The organism is Pseudoalteromonas sp. US3C1004 (assembly GCF_048401065.1).
GTDB classification, from domain to species: Bacteria; Pseudomonadota; Gammaproteobacteria; order Enterobacterales; family Alteromonadaceae; genus Pseudoalteromonas; species Pseudoalteromonas undina.
In genome coordinates this window covers 1,878,181-1,897,344 of record NZ_CP183073.1, presented here as the reverse complement: position 1 = coordinate 1,897,344, position 19,164 = coordinate 1,878,181, and the positions used below count along the sequence as shown (strand labels likewise).

General features: G+C 39.8%; 17 protein-coding genes and 2 tRNA genes. 11 read left to right on the top strand and 8 right to left on the bottom strand.

The window, feature by feature from the left end; all coding sequences use genetic code 11:
- The first annotated feature begins 94 nt into the window (after window positions 1–94).
- From ACNSN3_RS08765 to ACNSN3_RS08745, 5 genes are all read left to right on the top strand, one after another.
- Window positions 95–799, top strand: coding sequence for a SapC family protein (locus ACNSN3_RS08765; RefSeq protein ID WP_418607060.1), 705 nt, complete (start codon window positions 95–97; stop codon window positions 797–799).
- 124 nt (window positions 800–923) lie between these two features.
- Window positions 924–1,964 carry an isoaspartyl peptidase/L-asparaginase family protein gene (locus ACNSN3_RS08760; protein WP_418607058.1) on the top strand — a complete coding sequence of 347 codons (1,041 nt, stop codon included), beginning with the start codon at window positions 924–926 and terminating at the stop codon, window positions 1,962–1,964.
- Window positions 1,965–2,092: 128 nt separating this feature from the next.
- The gene (hrpA, locus tag ACNSN3_RS08755; protein WP_418607056.1) at window positions 2,093–5,980 is read left to right on the top strand and encodes an ATP-dependent RNA helicase HrpA; all 3,888 of its coding nucleotides are present in this window, start codon (window positions 2,093–2,095) and stop codon (window positions 5,978–5,980) included.
- Between the two features lie 68 nt (window positions 5,981–6,048).
- Window positions 6,049–6,429 carry a response regulator gene (locus tag ACNSN3_RS08750; protein ID WP_008113026.1) on the top strand — a complete coding sequence of 127 codons (381 nt, stop codon included), beginning with the start codon at window positions 6,049–6,051 and terminating at the stop codon, window positions 6,427–6,429.
- 8 nt (window positions 6,430–6,437) lie between these two features.
- Window positions 6,438–6,734, top strand: a complete 297-nt coding sequence (locus tag ACNSN3_RS08745; protein ID WP_010388503.1) for a PilZ domain-containing protein — start codon at window positions 6,438–6,440, stop codon at window positions 6,732–6,734.
- A 15-nt stretch (window positions 6,735–6,749) separates the two neighbouring features.
- On the opposite strand, the gene ACNSN3_RS08740 is transcribed toward ACNSN3_RS08745, so the two are convergent.
- Window positions 6,750–7,940, bottom strand: a complete 1,191-nt coding sequence (locus ACNSN3_RS08740) for a class I SAM-dependent methyltransferase (RefSeq protein WP_418607053.1) — start codon at window positions 7,938–7,940, stop codon at window positions 6,750–6,752.
- A 139-nt stretch (window positions 7,941–8,079) separates the two neighbouring features.
- Here ACNSN3_RS08740 and ACNSN3_RS08735 point away from each other — a divergent pair, with 139 nt between their 5' ends.
- Complete coding sequence (locus ACNSN3_RS08735; RefSeq protein ID WP_418607051.1) at window positions 8,080–8,751, top strand: HD domain-containing protein; 672 nt, start codon at window positions 8,080–8,082, stop codon at window positions 8,749–8,751.
- On the top strand, window positions 8,741–9,169 hold the full coding sequence (locus ACNSN3_RS08730; protein ID WP_010388507.1) for a VOC family protein: 429 nt from the start codon (window positions 8,741–8,743) through the stop codon (window positions 9,167–9,169). The genes ACNSN3_RS08735 and ACNSN3_RS08730 overlap by 11 nt, the downstream gene beginning before the upstream one ends.
- Before the next feature lie 47 nt (window positions 9,170–9,216).
- Here the strand turns inward: ACNSN3_RS08730 and ACNSN3_RS08725 are convergent, their stop codons facing one another.
- Both ACNSN3_RS08725 and ACNSN3_RS08720 read right to left on the bottom strand, forming a co-directional pair.
- Window positions 9,217–10,212 carry a response regulator gene (locus ACNSN3_RS08725; protein WP_138594646.1) on the bottom strand — a complete coding sequence of 332 codons (996 nt, stop codon included), beginning with the start codon at window positions 10,210–10,212 and terminating at the stop codon, window positions 9,217–9,219.
- 17 nt (window positions 10,213–10,229) lie between these two features.
- Window positions 10,230–13,541, bottom strand: coding sequence for a PAS domain S-box protein (locus ACNSN3_RS08720; protein ID WP_418607049.1), 3,312 nt, complete (start codon window positions 13,539–13,541; stop codon window positions 10,230–10,232).
- Window positions 13,542–13,784: 243 nt separating this feature from the next.
- Between ACNSN3_RS08720 and ACNSN3_RS08715 the strand changes: the two genes are divergently transcribed.
- The gene (locus ACNSN3_RS08715; RefSeq protein WP_193049008.1) at window positions 13,785–14,477 is read left to right on the top strand and encodes a M48 family metallopeptidase; all 693 of its coding nucleotides are present in this window, start codon (window positions 13,785–13,787) and stop codon (window positions 14,475–14,477) included.
- A 31-nt stretch (window positions 14,478–14,508) separates the two neighbouring features.
- Here the strand turns inward: ACNSN3_RS08715 and ACNSN3_RS08710 are convergent.
- Window positions 14,509–14,593 (bottom strand) — tRNA-Tyr (locus tag ACNSN3_RS08710).
- Between the two features lie 49 nt (window positions 14,594–14,642).
- Window positions 14,643–14,727, bottom strand: a tRNA-Tyr gene (locus ACNSN3_RS08705).
- A 112-nt stretch (window positions 14,728–14,839) separates the two neighbouring features.
- On the opposite strand from ACNSN3_RS08705, the gene ACNSN3_RS08700 reads away from it, so the two are divergent.
- Window positions 14,840–15,367 carry a VC2046/SO_2500 family protein gene (locus ACNSN3_RS08700; RefSeq protein ID WP_109874478.1) on the top strand — a complete coding sequence of 176 codons (528 nt, stop codon included), beginning with the start codon at window positions 14,840–14,842 and terminating at the stop codon, window positions 15,365–15,367.
- A gap of 201 nt (window positions 15,368–15,568) precedes the next feature.
- Window positions 15,569–15,871 (top strand): DUF6172 family protein, encoded by a 303-nt coding sequence (locus tag ACNSN3_RS08695; RefSeq protein WP_054201143.1) that lies wholly within the window; start codon window positions 15,569–15,571, stop codon window positions 15,869–15,871.
- A 67-nt stretch (window positions 15,872–15,938) separates the two neighbouring features.
- Here ACNSN3_RS08695 and ACNSN3_RS08690 read toward each other — a convergent pair whose 3' ends face one another.
- The 3 genes from ACNSN3_RS08690 to ACNSN3_RS08680 form a co-directional block, all read right to left on the bottom strand.
- Window positions 15,939–16,415 (bottom strand): YchJ family protein, encoded by a 477-nt coding sequence (locus ACNSN3_RS08690; protein WP_010388514.1) that lies wholly within the window; start codon window positions 16,413–16,415, stop codon window positions 15,939–15,941.
- Window positions 16,416–16,454: 39 nt separating this feature from the next.
- Complete coding sequence (locus tag ACNSN3_RS08685; protein WP_010388516.1) at window positions 16,455–16,889, bottom strand: SulA-like leucine-rich domain-containing protein; 435 nt, start codon at window positions 16,887–16,889, stop codon at window positions 16,455–16,457.
- Window positions 16,890–17,214: 325 nt separating this feature from the next.
- On the bottom strand, window positions 17,215–17,676 hold the full coding sequence (locus ACNSN3_RS08680; RefSeq protein WP_010388519.1) for a tetratricopeptide repeat protein: 462 nt from the start codon (window positions 17,674–17,676) through the stop codon (window positions 17,215–17,217).
- Window positions 17,677–17,794: 118 nt separating this feature from the next.
- On the opposite strand from ACNSN3_RS08680, the gene ACNSN3_RS08675 reads away from it, so the two are divergent.
- On the top strand, window positions 17,795–19,087 hold the full coding sequence (locus tag ACNSN3_RS08675) for an NCS2 family permease (RefSeq protein ID WP_054201141.1): 1,293 nt from the start codon (window positions 17,795–17,797) through the stop codon (window positions 19,085–19,087).
- Window positions 19,088–19,164: the final 77 nt, after the last annotated feature.

Sequence of the window (19,164 nt, the reverse complement as noted above, 5' to 3'; positions counted from 1 at the left end):
GACACAAAATTTTCACTTCCTTTTTGTCACCAAAACCTTTAGCCTTAGGCCACTAACAGAAAAAAATCAAATTAATAAATAACGGAGCAGTAACATGGCGGAGCAACAAGTACAGCCTTTACACAACGAAAAACATGCCAACACTAAAATTAAAAATGGCATCAACATCGAATTTATGAAAACTCAACACTTAGTGCCAGTGGTTGCACATGAGTTTGCGCGTATCGCCAATGAATTCCCAATGTCTTTTGTTAAAAATAACGAAACAGGTACTTTTCAAGCGGTTGCAATGTTTGGCCTAGAGCCAGGCGAAAATTTATTTATTGATGGCGACAAATGGACAGCATCATTTGCGCCTATGGCAACAACGCGTTACCCACTAGGTTTAGTAAAGCACCCAGAGCAAGATCAATTTGGTATCGTAATTGACGAAGCGAGCTCATTAGTTGGTGAAGAAGAGGGTAATGCATTATTCGAAAACGGTGAAGAAACTGATTACCTTAAGCGTCGTAAAGAAGCGTTAGTATCGTTCATTGAGTTTTCTCAAGTAACTGATGCTTTCACTAAATTCCTTGCTAATAAAGAACTACTGGTAGCACAAACGCTAACAGTTGATATTAAAGGTGAGAAAAAAGACATCAACGGTATTTACCTTATCGATGAGAAGAAACTAAATGAGCTAAGCGATGCAGACTTTCTTGAGCTTCGTAAGCGCGGTTATTTAGCACCAATCTATTCTTTCTTAACGTCTACACACCAAGTAGCACGTTTAGCACGTTTAAAAGCGCAACAAGCGTAACTTTAAACGAAATTAAAAAAGCGCCTTAGGGCGCTTTTTTTGTGCCATTAAACTCAGTTCACTTGAAAAACGCTTCATAACCATTCACATTGGTTTTAATCCTGTATTTATAAAAGAACACACAATGAAAAAATCACTATTATTAGGGCTCATTGCAACAAGTTTAATGGGGTTGAGCACGCAGGCATTGAGTGAAAACACAAATATGCCGTTTGCCATTGCGATTCATGGCGGTGCAGGCACGATTGAAAAAAGTAAATTTACGGCAGATCAAGAGCAAGCTTATCGCAATAAATTAGCAGAAGCTGTTGAGGCCGGATATAAGGTACTTGAACAAGGCGGAGAAAGCCTTGATGCAGTGACTACTGCCATTGAAGTACTTGAACAATCGCCTTATTTTAATGCCGGGCGTGGTGCGGTATATACCTATGATGGTAGTCACGAATTAGATGCCTCTATAATGGATGGTCGCAATCGTCAAGCAGGCGCTGTGTCAGGTATTAAACATATCGAAAGTCCAATTAAACTTGCCCGGTTAGTAATGGAAAAATCAGTGCATGTGATGTTAAGTGGTCAAGGTGCAGAAGAGTTTGCCAAAGAGCAAGGCGTGAGCCTAGTAGAGAACAATATATTTGATACTGAGCATCGTTATGAGGCTTTATTAAAAGCCAAAAAGAAACTCGAGGCGAGCAAAAATACCAGTAAAGATTATCAGGCAGCGCATAAAGCGTTACCAGTAAATTATAAAGTGGGCACGGTCGGAGCGGTGGCACTGGATAAACAAGGGAATTTAGCAGCGGGCACGTCAACTGGCGGAATGACCGCAAAACGTTTTGGTCGTATTGGCGATGCACCGGTTATTGGCGCAGGTACTTTTGCTGAAAATGCCTCATGTGCGGTTTCGGCAACTGGGCACGGCGAATATTTTATTCGTTATAATGTGGCAAGTGATATTTGTGCGCGAGTAAAGTACCAAGGTAAAACCATAGACCAAGCAGGTAATGAAGTAATAAACGAGGTGCTTAAACCGATAGGGGGCACCGGCGGTGTTATTATTATTGATACAAAAGGCAATATTAGTCTGCCGTTTAATACTTCAGGCATGTATCGTGCGAGTAAATCGAATACCCAAGCAACCTACGTAGGTATTTTTAGTGACGAATAAACACTATTAGTCACTGGCTGGTGGTTTATATAATAATCCCCTGATTGTTATATTCTTTACAGGATTAACCCCAGCCATTTAATTTGCTACAATCGGGGCTCTTTGACTAATTTTTATAAGGTATGCAGGTGGTAAACCTAGGTCAGTTATTTGGCGAGCTAAAAACGTGCTTAAAAAAAGATCAATTCAGTTTTAAAAAACGTCTTCACGGCGTTAAAAAAATCACCGACGAGGCAAAACTTACCAGTGCGCTTGAAAAAATTGCGGCTGATATTAGTCGTAGTCAAACGCTTCGAGAGCAGCGCTTAGCTGGGCTACCTAAAGTTACTTATCCTGAGCAATTACCGGTTAGTCAAAAAAAAGACACCATTAAAGAGGCCATTGCTAATAATCAAGTGGTGATCATTGCTGGTGAAACTGGCTCAGGCAAAACCACACAAATACCTAAAATGTGTTTAGAGCTAGGCCGAGGCGTTGAGGGCTATATTGGTCATACCCAACCAAGGCGTTTAGCAGCACGCAGCGTTGCCAACCGTATTGCAGAAGAAATGCAATGTGAGCTTGGTCAGCAAGTCGGTTTTAAAATTCGTTTTAGCGACCAGGTATCTAATAACAGTTACATTAAGCTGATGACCGACGGTATTTTATTAGCTGAAATACAACAAGACCGATTTTTAAATCAATACGACACCATTATTATTGATGAAGCGCATGAACGTAGCTTAAACATTGACTTTATTTTAGGTTATCTTAAAAATTTACTCCCAAAACGCCCCGATTTAAAAGTTATTATCACCTCAGCAACTATCGACCCTGAGCGCTTTTCTAAGCATTTTGATGATGCACCTATTATTGAAGTATCAGGAAGAACGTTTCCAGTTGATGTACGCTATAACCCAATTAGTGATATTCAAAAAGAAGATATGGAAGCCGAAGGCGACCAACTACAGGGTATTTTTGATGCGGTAGATGAACTTTGCGCCGAAGGTCCTGGCGATATTCTGATCTTTTTAAATGGTGAGCGAGAAATACGTGATACCGCCGATGCACTAAGCAAGCGTAATTTAAAACACACAGATGTATTACCTTTGTATTCAAGGCTATCGAACGCTGAGCAAAACCGTATTTTTGCGCCGCATTCGCGCCGCCATATTATACTCTCTACCAACGTCGCTGAAACATCGCTAACAGTACCTGGTATTCGTTATGTTATTGACCCGGGTACAGCGCGAATTAGTCGTTATAGTTATCGCACAAAAGTGCAACGTTTACCTATAGAGCCTATTTCGCAAGCCAGTGCTAATCAGCGAATGGGGCGCTGTGGACGTGTTGAAGCGGGTATTTGTATTCGTTTATATTCAGAAGATGACTTTTTATCGCGTCCTGAATTTACTGACCCTGAAATATTGCGTACTAATTTAGCATCAGTTATTTTGCAAATGTTAGCCCTTGGGCTGGGTGATATGGCGCAATTTCCTTTTGTGCAAGCTCCAGATAGCCGAAATATTAATGATGGTTTAACATTGCTTGAAGAGCTACAAGCAGTAAAAGCGGCTAAGCGTCATCAAAAAACCAGCCTAACACAATCTGGGCGAGAGCTAAGTCGTTTGCCGGTTGATCCGCGTTTAGCAAAAATGGTGCTAACTGCACATAAAGTGGGTGCATTGCGTGAGGTGATAGTTATTGTTGCCGCGCTTTCAATTCAAGACCCCCGCGAGCGACCACAAGAAAAACGCCAAGCCGCGAATGAAAAACATGGTCGCTTTGACGATCCAGACTCTGACTTTATTGCCTTTTTAAACCTGTGGAATTATTTAGAAGAGCAGCAAAGTGAGCTGACTAACAGCCAGTTTAGAAAGTTATGTCAAAAAGACTTTTTAGCCTATATGCGTATTCGTGAATGGCAAGATATCGTTTATCAAATCAGCACTGTGTGCAATGAAATGAAAATGAAAGCCACCACTAATGTCGCAGACAGTGAGCTTATTCACAAAGCACTTTTAAGTGGCATGCTCAGTCACATCGGTTTTAAAGACGAAAAGCAGCTATATAAAGGTGCGCGTAATAGCCAATTTCATATTTTTCCAGGCTCAGGCTTATTTAAAAAGAGTCCAAAATGGATGATGTCGGCTGAGTTGGTGGAAACCAGTAAACTCTATGCTCGTATTAATGCCAAAATTGATGTGAACTGGGTAGAACCGTTCGCTCAGCATTTAGTAAAACGCAGCTACACAGAGCCTCATTGGGAGAAAAAGCCCGGTGCGGTGATTGCCTTTGAGCAACAAACTTTGTATGGCTTATTAATTGTTAATAAACGCCGCTGTGTGTACAGCAATATTGACCCAAAAGTAAGCCGTGAGTTGTTTATTCGCACAGCGCTGGTTGAACAAGAGCTGGGGCTCAATGAAGGATTTTTACAATATAACCGCGAATTAATTGAAGATATTCAAGTGCTCGAGAACAAATCTCGTAGGCGCGATATTTTAGTTGATGAACAAACCTTATTTGAGTTTTACGAGAAAAAAATACCGAACGATATTAATAATCGTGCTGCGTTTATTAAGTGGTATAAAACACAAAAACAGCAAGACAAACGCTATCTGCACATGACGCGAGAAGAGCTCATGCAGCATGGTGCAAGTAGCATTACTGAATTTGATTATCCAGATACATGGCAACAAGATAACTTAATGCTGCCGCTTACTTATCATTTTGATCCAGGCCAAGCAGTTGATGGTGTTGCTGTACAAATACCGGTTGCGCTATTAAACCAAGTTCAAGAAAGTGGTTTTGATTGGCATATACCGGCATTTCGTCATGAGCTAATTTGTGGGTTAATTAAGTCATTGCCAAAGTCACTTCGCCGTAACTTTGTCCCTGCGCCTAATTATGCCGACGCGGTTTTAGCGGCCATAGAGCCTCTACAAGGCTCGTTAATCGACTCACTAAGTAATCGGTTATTGCGCATGACTGGCGTGCGAGTCGACCCTGAGGCGTGGGATTTAACAGCCCTTGCTCCTCATTTAAGATTGCAGTTTGAAGTACGTGATGAAAACGACCAACTTCTTGCCCGTGGGCTCGATTTAGCTAAGCTTAAAGCGCAGCTTCAAGGCAAAGTGACAGACACCTTATCTAAAGTGGCCGACAAAGGCATAGAAAAAACCGATTTAATCCAGTGGGATTTTGGTGAGTTACCAACATCGTACGTGAAAAAGCAAGGTCAATACGAAATTAAAGCCTACCCAGCGTTAGTGGATAAAAAATCAACGGCCGCAGTAGAGCTATTCGATAACGAAATAAAAGCGCAATTAGCGCACCAGCAAGGTTTACGTCGTTTAGTACTTTTAAACGTGCCATCACCAATTAAATACCTGCAGCAAAACCTACCAAACAAAGCTAAATTAGGATTGTACTTTAATCCTTTTGGTAAAATTGCCGATTTAATTGATGACTGCATTGCATCAGGCGTTGACAGCCTATTAGTTAAATATGGTGACATTCGTACAAGTGAGGCATTTGAAACGGTTAAAGAGCATATTCGCGGCGAGTTAGGCGATACCGTAGTGGCCATTGCTACACAGGTTGAGCAAGTGCTGAGTATTGCACATGCACTGCATAAAAAAATGAAAGGGCGTGTAGATTTAACCATGATCACCGCTCATGGGGATATTAAGTCTCAGCTAGAATCACTTATTTTTAAAGGCTTTGTCAGTCAACATGGGGCAGACAAACTCGGCGATTTAATTCGTTATTTAAAAGCGATTCAAAAACGCCTAGAAAAACTACCTGTTGACCCAAATCGTGATAGATTATGTGTGTTAGAGCTTGAAAAAGTGTCGCAAGAATATAAAAAACTAACGAATAAAACACCTAAAGGAATGCCACTGCCTACTGATGTTGAGGCTATTTTTTGGATGCAGCAAGAATTACGCGTATCCTTATTTGCACAAACCTTAGGTACGCCTTATCCAATTTCAGCAAAACGTGTGTTAAATGCGATAAAAGAAATTGAATAATCTCTTTATTCTCTATTAAGCTAAGTAAGTTAACAGAGGGACTAACTTGAGAAGGAAATGACATACCTATGTCCTCATTACTAAAACACAAAGCGCGACAGCTGTTAGTGGTTGATGATGAGTATTTCAATTTTGAAATACTCAAAGCAGGGTTAGCATCAACATTTGATTTGAGCTATGCTGACTCAGGTAAAAGTTGTTTAGCATCTGCGATTGCAAATCCGCCCGATATTATTTTGCTTGATGTGTGTATGCCAGGACTCGACGGTTATGATACGTGTCGCATACTTAAACACACGCCAGAGACAAAAAACATTCCGGTGGTCATGATATCTGGACTTGAGTCGGAGCTTGAGCAACAAGCAGGCTTTGACGCAGGGTGCGATGCTTACGTTGTAAAACCTTTTTCTATCGCTGTACTACGAGAAAAAATTAATAATATTGTGTAGAGGGAATTATGTTTACTGAAGATAAGCGAAACTATAGACGTATGCAGGTTAACACGCCAGCGAAGTTAACCTCAATAGAGCCTGTTGCTGGGCTTAGTTACACTGGCACATGCCTTGATTTAAGTGCAACGGGTCTTTCATTACAACTCGATGATTTGTTAGAGCTTAACTCAATTTTATCGGTTGATATTGCATCAACACATCCGAGCATTGCACCGTTAAAAGCCACTGTTAAGGTAATACGTGCCAGCACCGAAGAGGATGGCACGATAACCGCAGGGCTTGAAATTGTAGAGTTTAACTAACTACTTAATTAGTTTTTAGTAAACCTTACAAATAAGCCCTTTAAGGTAAAAACCTTCAGGATAGCTGCCTGCAATAGGGTGGTCAGCTGCTTGATTTAAGCGCTCCATGATCAGTAAATCCTTACCTGCATCAAGGGCTGCATCTGCGACTACTTTTTGAAACAAGTTTTGTTCCATTAAACCAGAGCATGAGAATGTTAGCAAAGTGCCGCCGGGCTTTAATATTTGCATCGCAATCATATTGATGTCCTTGTAACCGCGACACGCCCCAGTTAACTGCGCCTTGTTATCGGCAAATTTAGGCGGGTCCATAACGATCGTATCAAACATCACCCCGTCTTCACGGTATTGGCGTAATAATTTAAAGACATCTTGTTTTACAAAGTCGACTTTATTTAAATCAAGGTTGTTATGCTCAACATTACGCTTTGCTGTATCAAGTGCTGGTTGTGAAACATCAACATTGGTTACATGTTTACAGCCACCGCGCAGGGCATAAAGAGAAAACGTTCCCGTATAACTAAAGCAATTTAATACGGTTTTGTCTTTTGAAAAACGCTCCAGTGCAGCACGGCTATCTCGTTGATCTAAATAAAAGCCAGTTTTATGGCCTTCTAGAATATCAACTTCAATTTTTAAACCATTTTCTTCAATTATGACAGGTCCAGTGGGTTCACTCCCCCAAAGTACGCCCTTAATAGGCTCTAGCCCTTCTTTGGTTCGAACATCTACATCTGAGCGCTCATAAATAGTAGAGCCTGGGAAAATAGCCATTAAAGCACCAACAATTTCACCTTTGTGACGTTCTGCACCTGCGCTCAGTAATTGACACACAAGAACATTATCAAACTTATCTATAGTAATACCGGGTAAGTAGTCTGATTCTGCTGCACATAATCTAAAGCCGGTAAGTCCACCTTCTTCAATCGCATGACTACGCGCTTCTAAAGCACGGCGAAGACGGCGCTCAAAGAAATGTTGATCTATCACTTCTTTTTCGTCAAAGCTCCAAACACGAGCACGAATTTGCGAATGAGGACTGTAAGCGGCTGTGGCCAAAAACTTACCTTCACTATCGTGTATGGTTACCGTGTCACCTAATCCAGGTTTACCTTTAATTTTTTTGATGGCTTTAGAAAATAACCAAGGGTGTTTTCTTTTTAATGATTTATCGCGACCAGCTTGCAGGTAAACGGCAGATGACATAGGGCTTCTCTGTAGTAATAAATAAGCGCTGTATTTTAGTCAAGGCTCGCGCAACATACAATGAATGTTTTGCAAGGGGCTTATAAATCGCGGTAAAGTAGCCATTATTAACTCGTTTAAATAGATTTTTGGAAATTCGGTGGACAATTCAGCTCTTAGCCCCTCATTACAGCAACTTAATCAGCAATGCAGAGACTTTATTACATCCTTAGTACATGCCGATGTAGCCCATGATATTACCCATATTGAACGGGTAGTACGTGTTGCTGTGCAGTTATGTATTGCACAGCAGGCTGATATGGCCATTGTATTGCCTGCAGCTTGGTTACATGATTGTGTTGCGGTGGCTAAAAATCACCCAGGCAGGGCGAAAGCATCAACAATGGCAGCCGATAAAGCGATTAACTTTTTAGCGTCTATTGGTTACGATGAACAACTATTTGCTGATATTCACCACGCTATTGCAGCACACAGTTTTAGCGCCAATATTGCTATTAAAACGGTGGAAGCACAGATTGTACAAGATGCTGACAGAATGGATGCCTTGGGTGCTATTGGCGTAAGCCGTTGTATGAAAGTAGGCGGCTCTATTAGTCGATTATTATACAACCCCGATGATCCATTTTGTTTAAACCGAGAAGCAGACGATAAAAAATACACCCTAGATCATTTTTTTATTAAATTACTGCATATTGCCCAGAGTATGAATACTCCTTCTGCAAAAGCCGAAGCACAAAGACGCACTGCATATATGCACGACTTTTTAGCTCAGCTTAAATCTGAAATTGGTGAACAACGCGATGACACCTAAACTTTCGGGAATTGATCATTGTCATTTAAATGTTCAAAGCCTCAACCAAGCTATTGAGTGGTATGAAAAGGTGCTTGGTTTTACCGTAGTAGAGCAGTTAGCCTTTTGGAATGAAGAGGGAAAAGGTCCTTTAACACTCGAAGATGAAAACGCCACTACACGATTGGCTTTATTTGAAGGCGATGGGCGTAGTAAAGGAATCGCTTTTGCTGCAACAGGGGAGCAATTTGTTATTTGGCTCAAGCATCTTGAGCAGCACCAAGTGAAAACCATATTGGCTGATCATGGCGTGACATTTTCAATGTATTTTAAAGATATTAGTGGCAATAGCCATGAGATCACGTCCCATGACTATCGTATTATAAAACAGCATTTTCCGGCTGTAGCTTTAGGCTCTCACAATGCCAAAAGAAGCTAGGGTCAGTTGCACTTTGCGCAGTAATATTTGCTCAAATAAGGGGAGATTTAATCGCGCTCTTGATGGGCCTTTTTTATCGCTAGAACAGCGTCTATCTGACCAATAAAAAGCTCAACTAGATGTGGGTCAAAATGTTTTCCCGCTTGGTGCTGCATATGTTCTATTGTTTGCTCAATGCTCCAAGGCTCTTTATAAGGACGTTTTGATGTGAGTGCATCAAATACATCAGCTATCGCCACAATCCGTCCCTCAATCGAAATTTCTTCGCCTTTCAATCCATTAGGATAGCCTGTGCCATCCCATTTCTCATGATGTTCAATTGCCAGTACGTGGGCAAGTTGCAACAAAGGGGAGGGTGAGTTGGCCAATATTTTAGCTCCTATAGCAGCATGCTCTTTCATGTGTGCAAATTCGTCTGGAGTTAATTTTCCTGGCTTTAATAATATTGAATCAGGAATGCCTATTTTTCCGACATCGTGCATTGGTGCAGCTTGGCGCAATAACTCAGCGTGTTGCTCATTCATTCCTAGCGCTAAAGCAAGTACCTTGCTGTATTGACTCATTCGAGCAATATGTTCACCCGTATCGGTATCTTTGTACTCTGCAGCGCGCCCCAATCGTTCTACTAAGTCTACATGTGCTTGTTTTAGCTGCTCGGCTTGTACTAAAGAAAGATGTGTTTTTACCCTTGCCTTTACAATAGCAGGACTAATAGGTTTGGTTATGTAATCAACTGCACCTAAAGAAAAACCTTCCGATTCATCTTGCTCTTGTGTAAGTGCGGTAACAAAAATAACTGGAATATGTGCGGTTGTAGGATTAGCTTTTAAAATTTTACACACTTCAAAGCCATTCATATCTGGCATCATAACATCAAGTAAAATGAGGTTCGGTGGATCGTTTTCAATTAATTGCAGTGCTAATGGCCCCGATTTAGCGAACGACAAACGGTAGTTACTCGCTAAAACCTCGCGCATTACTTTTAAATTCGCAGGTTCATCATCGACGATTAATATTCGCGCCTGATTTATAGATTGAGCCATCGTCGTCCTCAGAAGAGCTAATTATTAAGTGTTGTTAATAATGCATTGAGCTCTATTTTTGCATTATCAAATTCAAATTCATTAAACTGTTCACAAATGCTTAAAATAGCATTTTTGTGCTGTTCTGGTGTTATTTTCTCAATATAACTTAATAACGTATCGTCCAACTCTGCTCGTTTAGCTTGGCTAAGTAAAAGCGTTAATTGGTGAATAAATTCAGCATTTGACACGGTTACTTTTTGTAATTTATTCTCTTTAGGAGCAAAATGTAAATGTGATAATTCATCTGCTAGCTGTTGCCACTCTTGTTGGCATCGTAATATGCATTGGGCATAAGAAGCTATATCACGCTGCTTTTCAGCTTGAGCAACTAAGTCAGACAAATTATTAAGCGCTAAGTTACCTGCAAGACCTTTTAAATTATGTAGAATTTGAGCATGGTGTTTATCGTTTAGCTTATTGGTCGCTAAGGTTTGCATACTATTTTGATGCTGAGCTAAAAAGAGCGCGACTTCTTTGAGGTGCTTTTCTTTACTGCCCCACATTTTCTCACCTTTAGCTAAATCTATACGGAGTTTTGAGTCAATCGGATCTGCAGTTTCTAACCGGCTTATAGCAAGCCCAAGCACTCTTGCTATTTCGTAGTTGAGCTGGTTTATGTCAACGGGTTTAGTTGTAAATCCATTCATACCCGCTTGTTTGGCTGTTAGCTTGTCTTGCTGTAGCACACTGGCTGTTAAAGCAATTATTGGGGTTTGCTCTAGTTGCTTTTGCTGCTCTAAAGAGCGAATTGATGCCGTAGCACTGATCCCATCGCATTTAGGCATATGAATATCCATTAAAATAATATCAAAGCGATGTTGATTAAATATTTCAATGGCCTCAAAGCCATTATTAGCCTTTCTTACCTGATGCCCAGCTTGTGAGAGCATAATGGTGAGTAGCTCAATATTTTGTTCAATGTCATCGACCACTAAGATTTTTAATGGTGGTAAATTAAATAGGTTTTTACTAATGGTCTGTACCTGACTTTTCTCGCCTTTTTCAAGCGCGACAGTAAAGCAAAAGCAGCTACCTTGGCCAAGGGTACTTTGTGCATATATATGGCCACCCATTAACTCAACCAGCTGTTTACTAATCGTTGTTCCAAGCCCTGTGCCACCAAATCGGCGAGTTGTGGTGCCGTCTGCTTGCTCAAAAGGTTTAAAGATAGCCTCAAGACGATCTTTTTCAATACCTATACCTGTGTCTTGTACTTCAAATAAAATAGGATGATTGGGGTTATGAGTAACCGACAAAGTAACATGGCCTCGTTCGGTAAACTTTATCGCATTGCCGATTAAATTGGTTAGCACTTGGCGTAAACGCGTATCGTCACCAAAATAAAATGGATTCACATTGTCAGCTATTTTTAAATTGAGTTTTAGGTCTTTACGTTTTGCATCCAGCCAAAATGTAGACACAATATTGTCGAGTAATTCTTGCAAGTTAAAATGTACATTTTGAATTTCGAGTTTGCCTTTTTCTAACTTTGCTGAGTCGAGGATATCGTTAAGTAAGTGCAACAAAGAACGCGCGGCGTTATTAACAGTAATTATTTGCTTCTGTTGATCTTTATTAAGCGGGCTATCTATCAAGATATCACTAAAGCCAATAATTGCATTCATGGGGGTACGTATCTCATGACTCATATTTGCCATAAAAGACTGTTTAGCTTGCGCGGCTACTTCAGCCTCGTATTTAGCTTGTTTTAAGCTTTGCTCATATTCATAGCGTTTGGTTATATCAACCAAAACGCCATCAACCCAGCGGACATTATTTTTAGAGCCTGTGACAATACTTGCTTGATCCAGTACCCAAATAATATTGCCGTTGCGATGGCGAATGCGGTATTCAATTGAGTATTGACTGGTTGATGCAACCGCTTGATCAATGGCTAAAGAAATAGCCGCTTCATCTTCTTTAACAATCAGCTCGGCAAAGGTAATACGTTGCTCAGTAAACTCTTCAGCGCGATAACCCGTTAGTTCATAGACGCTTGGGCTTATAAACAACATACTCCAGTGTTCATCTAACAAGCAGCGAAATACAACACCGGGCATATTGTTCATCAAGGTACGATATTGTCGCTCTTTTTCAATTAAGCTTTGTTGTAATGCTTTTTGTTCAGTTAAATCGGTAATAAAGCCAACAAATAGTGTTTCAGTTTGCAATTGCTTTACTTCACCAATCCCTAGTCGAATTGGAAATTGATGACCATTTTTATGTTTTGCCCACACATCACGATTAACGCCAATCACACGCTTTACTTCATGGTTTGTGGTGTTTTTTAAAAAAGCATCGTGTTGATTAGCAATATCATCAGCCATCAATATTTTTACATTTAGGCCAATGACCTCATTATCTTTCCAGCCAAAAATCGTTTCTGCGGCCTTATTAAAGCTTAAAATGGTACCTTTAATATTGATAGTGACGATGCCATCAATAGCAGTTGATAAAATAGCATCAAGGCGAGACTCTTCAGCAGATTTTTTCCCTAACAGCATTCTGTAGCGGATCATGCCATTGATGATCACAACCACCGCTGTTAATAAAAGCGTGGCGAACGACACACTAATAGCAATAAAGGTTAGATGTGATTGGTTTGTTTGCTCGTTAATTATCGGGCTTGTTGCAATAAATCGCGTAGCAGCCATGCCCATATAATGCATACCAGCCACGGCAAGGCCAAGAATAAGGGCGCAAATAATACGATTATGCACAGGCGTTAATTTTTTAAAGTGTGCTGGTAAATGAAAACGTACATAGAGGCTGATGAAAGAGAGCAGCACTGCTACAACAATTGAAGCGCCAAACCATATTGGATCATAACGAAGTAAAGGACTTAATTGCATCGCGGCCATACCGCTGTAATGCATGGTGCCAACACCCGCGCCGAATAAAAGAGAGCTTAGAATTAAATTGATAATACGAGGGTTAGAGCTATATGTTTTCAAACAAGAAAAAGCAATGGTACATGCCAGTAAAGCCGGTATAAACGACACAAAAGTGAGTGTGGGATCGTATTCAATTGTAGTGCACAAAGAAAATGCGAGCATAGCAATAAAATGCATACTCCATACCCCCCCAGCAAGCACTAAAGCTGCAGTTACATTGGCCAGCTTACGATAAGACTTAAAGTGAGTATTATTTGCTAAATCGATAACGTGAAGGGAAAAGTAGGCTGCAAAAATTGCGGTGAGTATAGATAGTGTCACTAAACTTGGGTCGTATACACCATTAATAATTAGACTTGGATCTGGTTGGTTTATAAAAAAATTAGATAGCATCAATCATTCACATAATAACTCTTAAACCCAGTCTAATATAAACGCAACAATAATCACAAGGTATTGAGCTCTAAGTTACAACAGCAACGTAAGTGTTTTAAGCTCTAAACTTACTATTCATTGAGAATTACTACATGCATTGGTATTAAAATGGCATTTAGTAGGGATTATTTATAGATCAGCCGTTATGGTACAAGGTAAAATAAAGCCCAGTGTTTAATTATAACTAGGCAGCATTCATTGTTGGATTACACTTTAAAGCGAAGTAAACGAAGAAAAACAGTAGCGATCAAAGTCGCACAACGAGAACTTACGGTGTATGCGCCCCATTTTGTAACGAAAACACAAATTAATGAATGGCTGTTGAGTAAACAGGGCTGGATTGATGCTCAGTTACATAAGCAACAAATTCAAGCCGATACACGACAGTTTCCACTCAAAACCCATAGCATTAAACTATTTAATGAAGCTGTAAATGTGCAATTTGAAAATGCAGCACGCACTCAATGGCAGCAGCACAATGAAAGCCAAACGCTGTTACTGAGTATTTCTTCACGTGTGAAGCATCGAACGCAAATGTATCAAGGTTTGCTAGAGCAATTTTTGCATGAGAAGTTAGAAAGTTATATTGAAATGCGAGTTAACTACTATTGTCAGCTGATGGGTGAAAAGCTACCGAGCAATATTCGTATTCAATTGTATAAGCGTCGCTGGGGCAGTTGTAACCGCAGGCGTGAACTGACCTTCAACTTGCACTTGGCAAGCGCACCTACATGGATAATTGACTACGTGATTGTGCATGAGTTAGCGCATTTAAAGTATTTAAATCACAGTGCACAATTTTGGCATCGTGTAGGATTATTTTATTCAGAACACAAAAAAGCAAGCGCTTGGTTAAATAAGCATGGCATGAGTTTACAATGGGTTTTTGAATAACTAGAACATAAAATGAGGTAGTAAAGAGAAGTGGTGGAGGGAGCTGGATTCGAACCAGCGAAGGCTGAGCCGTCAGATTTACAGTCTGATCCCTTTGGCCGCTCGGGAACCCCTCCACACTAATTTTTATTGCATTTGGCCCCACTTAACTTAGCCTAAGAAAAGTGGTGGAGGGAGCTGGATTCGAACCAGCGAAGGCTGAGCCGTCAGATTTACAGTCTGATCCCTTTGGCCGCTCGGGAACCCCTCCAATGCAACGCGGCAGATAATAGCAAACTTCTTATTTAAGTAAAGAAAAAAGCTAAAGAAAATTCAAATTTAGCCGATAAATACTTATTAATTAGTTAAATAGGCTAAAGTCTATGCATATTGGTGATTTGTTAATCACGGAGAGCCAGTTAAAAACGAGGCTTAATGAAAGTGTGCACGATAACCGCCGAGGCGAGTTTGCACTTTTATTAGCAATGCTCTCTCATGATGCGCTTGATTTTAGTGAGTTTCACTTACCTAAAAGTGATGCAAGTGGTTATCAAGCCGATGAAGAGACCTTGAGAAAGCAATTTGGTGCGGGCCCAAAGCAGCCATTAGCGCCAGATACCTTTAATATGTTAATTGGCAAAAATAACACGGAACTTTTAGCAAAAATGGGAAGCGCTATAGGGATGAGTGATATTAAGTTAACTCAGTGCTTAAAGCCTGAACCGTTAAATATTCGAGATGATAAAAATCATATTCCGCTTAACGTGATTGATAATTGTGAACTGGCGGTTCGTCGGCGAATTAAAAACAGTGATATGCCGCTCTCAAATATGCAAATGGATGCCGCAGCATTTTATGATGATTTACAAAATGAAGCCCTCCACCAGCCATTACATTTGTTTAGTGCCTAATTAAATTACATTAAATGCAGTTTTTTAAACGCCATTAGATTGTAATAAATAGTGTTTATATTAGTGGTTTTGTAGGTGCTTTATTTTAATAACCGATTTAATATAAAAAAAGCATCCAAAATTTAAATGCAATTGCTATAATGGCGCAAATGGTATGACATTAAATGCCATTATCATTAAACCAAGGTAATTAGGAACGTAATGAAGAAAACATTCACGCTGAATCATGAGAAAATCAAATACCCTCGTATGGTTGATGCTGCAAAGCATGAAGTGAAAAAATATTTGAAAAGAGAACGTAATAAAACTTTACCTGTTGATGCCGACTACTGGGCATTTGATTGTAAGTTTGGTAACACGGCTGAAGAGGCCCAAGTGGTTCACGTTGCTGAAATTAACAATCACATCAGTGAAATTGAAAAGCAAGGTTTAACCTCTTTCTACTTAGAGATTTTAGCAAGACCTGCACAACGTCAAGACTTCGATGAAGGTGATGACGAATAAAGCGCTAAGTTGCGTTTAGTGTAGTTTGTGAAAATGGGCCAAGTGGCCCATTTTTTGTGGTTGTTACTTATACACTATGACACTTTTTATACTTTTTATTACTGCCGCAAGGACAAGTATCATTGCGTTTCACTTTAATATCAGCAACCGGTGTGATCTCACCATCAAGGTATCGCCACTGTTCATCTTCTTTAATAAACTTTGAATGCTCAGCCAGCTCGCAATACAAGTCTTGATAAAAGTAATGGGCTTTAAACTTTACAAACCCTGTTTCATCATTATAACCAGAATCTAATACGGTTAAGTTTATAAAGCGGCAACTAGTTGCAAAGTCCTTAATTTCTGATAGTGAGTTTTCAGCTTGCTTTTCTTTTGCGTAACTTTCACGAACAAAAGCCGCGTTTTTAACCGCATATGCACTGTAGCGAGCACGCATAAGTTGCTCAGGTGTTTGTGGCTGTTTGGTTTTTAAATGAAAAGGTTCACAGCAATCAGCATAAAGTTGCTGACTGCCACAAAAACATAGTAGGGCGTTAGAGGTCATAATAAATGTACTGTGTATTAAAACGCTAGTTTACCAAGCTTATTGCGTTAGTGAAATCTCAGCTTGAGCGCTTTTTTTGCTAAAGCAATACAGCTTAGTGCGTGTATGGCTCAGGTTTAATGATAACTGTGATAGTTGCTGATTATTTATTATGTCGGTCCAGGTGATCACCGCTGCAAAATTTCCATTGTGAAGTGCAGAACTTAAAACATACTCTATATTAACTAAATGTTTTTGGCGTATAACTAATAATTTACTGGTATCAATTGAACATGAATCAAGTAACGCTTTACTAGGTACATGGTCTGGCGCAATTAAAAGTGTCCATGCATTTAAGCTATTGTATTGGTGTAATACTTTTAATAATTCAAACGTCGCTGAAATCTCATCTTCAATTTGTACAACGTTAACACAATCAGATTGGTCATCTTGTTGGTAGCTCTTAACTGTTCTTACGGTAATAGGCTGTAACATAATCGTCTCACTCACTGGGTTTTTATACAGTACATGTATACAGTAGTTTATACAGTTGTTTGGTGCAAGTGTTTTTTTGCTATTTTTTTGTACAGTTATTCAGCTGAGCACGATAAGGAAACTATTTAAAAACAAATAGTTCATATATAACAATAGATTATAATTTTTGGGGATGAATACTTTTGACGGTAGCTTTTTAATCTATAACTAAATAAATCTTGAAATGCATGAGGTATACAGTAGTTTAAAAAATTAAGCGTTGTTGCATTTAACTTATAAAACGCTTAATTAATTTACAGATAGAATGAGTTACTAAGTAGTAAAACTATTTTTCGTGACTTATAGGGATCAAATGTGAAAATTGTAACTGATGAATTTGTTCATATAAGCTGGCGGCATAACACTGGGCGTCTTTAAGTCGTTTGGTACTAATGTGTTTGCGTATATCGCTCATTGCCTCTATTGCTGGCTCATATCCTTGGCTACTAGCTAAGCTGAGCCACGCAGCCCCATGAAATACACTTTGTGGCACACCTTGGCCTTTAATAAAAAATAGCCCTAAGTAAAACTGTGCACGATAGTTTCCTGCCATTGCTGCTAAACGCATCCATTTTGCGGCTAAGGCGCCTTGTTCATTTTTAAGGTAATAAAGGGCTTTATTTAATGTGTCTTGATCGGTGTTTTTAGAGCTCGCAGGGGGATTTGCATCGCTTGGTTGCGTTACAAAAGAAAGAATGTTGTCTAATTGTTGCTCTAAGTCTTGGCCACTTGGTGTCGTTTTGATCATGCTACTTCGTTTGTTATTTTAATCACTTAGCTAGTTTAGTATATAGCAAGGTAAAATGTCCTGTAAAAAGTTATTTTTATGCTAAAATCTCGCCACTTTTTACAACCACAAGTTTATTATGCTCGAAGCCTTATTCAAAATCCGTGCAAATGATTCTTCGGTTCGCCGTGAATGTATTGCCGGTATGACTACATTTATTACGATGGTTTATATCGTATTCGTTAACCCAGCTATGCTTGCAGAAGCAGGCATGGACCAAGGTGCTGCCTTTGTTGCAACCTGTATTGCCGCTGCAATAGGGTGTTTTATTATGGGGTTGTGGGCCAATTATCCATTGGCATTGGCACCGGGTATGGGATTAAATGCATTTTTTACCTATGGCGTGGTGCTAGGTATGGGCTATAGCTGGCAAGCAGCGCTGGGCGCGGTGTTTATGTCAGGGTGTATATTTTTAATATTAAGCTTATTTAAGGTGCGAGAGTGGATTATTAATGCAATCCCCCTGGTGCTCAAACAAGCAATAGCAACCGGTATTGGTGCATTCTTGGCACTTATTGCGCTGAAAAGTGCAGGTATTATTGTATCAAGCCCAGCAACACTTGTGCAGCTAGGCGATATAACATCACCGGGTCCGCTATTAGCTATTTTTAGTTTTTTTATTATTGCGGCATTACTTTATCGCGATTTTAAAAGCGGTGTATTAATTAGTATTTTACTCGTTACCGCGATTGCAGTGTCGATGGGGTTAGTTGAATATCATGGTGTTGTTGCAATGCCACCTTCAATAATGCCAACTTTTATGCAACTTGATTTTAGTGCTGCTTTTGAACTGTCTATGTTGAGTGTTATTTTTGCGTTTCTATTTGTTGATTTATTTGATACCTCAGGTACGTTGGTAGCGGTTACTCAAAAAGCGGGCCTAGCAGATAAAAACGGCAATATGCCGCGCTTAGGTCGCGCATTAAGCGCTGATAGCACTGCAACCATTGCCGGTGCAATGCTGGGAACTTCAACAACAACTTCTTATATAGAGTCTGTAGCGGGAGTATCAGTGGGGGGCCGAACGGGCTTAACGGCTGTAGTTGTAGGTTGCTGCTTTTTATTAATGATGTTTTTTGCACCTTTGGCACAAATGGTACCCGCATACGCAACAGCAGGGGCAATCTTATATGTATCTGTTCTAATGCTACAAAACTTAAAGTTTGTAAACTGGGATGATATGACCGATGCAATTCCAGTGAGTGTTGTATTGTTAATGACTCCATTGACCTTTTCAATTGCACACGGTATTGCACTGGGTTTTATTTCTTATACAGCGGTTAAAGTACTGTGTGGTAAAAAAGATCAGGTAAGTATTAGTGTTTGGATTTTAACGGCACTGTTTATTATTAAGTTTGCATTTTTATCTTAATGCTTCTGTTAAATAGCTAGATTTAGTTTGGGTATGTAAATTTATATAGTGACTAAATTTCAGTTATAAAAAAGCCC